Annotated in this window: 1 pseudogene; it reads left to right on the top strand. The window is 32.9% G+C overall.

The window, feature by feature from the left end:
* Positions 1–167 precede the first annotated feature (167 nt).
* Positions 168–465: pseudogene (locus LQ686_RS13940) on the top strand (zinc-binding dehydrogenase); the annotation flags it as partial.

Here is a 465-nt window from a genome sequence, read left to right on the forward strand (position 1 = left end):
ATTTCTCTTGTACTATATCCTTTAAGTTTCATTTCTACTACTTTATATTTTGTTTCAACTGAATATGCCACTCTTTTCATAGAAAAAACACATCCGTATAAATTCATTTTAATATGAATTCAACGAAAGTGTTTTTATTTTACTCCCACATCCTGGGGTTAGTGCAGAAATTAGGTGCTTCTCATTATTATGCAACAAGTGATGAGTCAACATTTGAAGAACTTGCTAACTCATTTGATTTAATCATTAATACCGTAAGTGCTAATTTACCAATAGATGATTATCTTCAATTATTAAGATTAGACGGTACACTTGTAAACGTAGGAGCACCAGCAGAACCCGTATCATTACGCGTAGCAAACTTAATCGGTCATCGTAGATCATTTGCAGGTTCAGCAATTGGTGGTATAAGAGAAACACAAGAAATGTTAGACTTCTGTTCAGAACATAACATTAGACCACAAA

The organism is Mammaliicoccus sp. J-M41 (genome assembly GCF_022385935.1).
Taxonomy (GTDB): Bacteria; Bacillota; Bacilli; order Staphylococcales; family Staphylococcaceae; genus Mammaliicoccus; species Mammaliicoccus sciuri_A.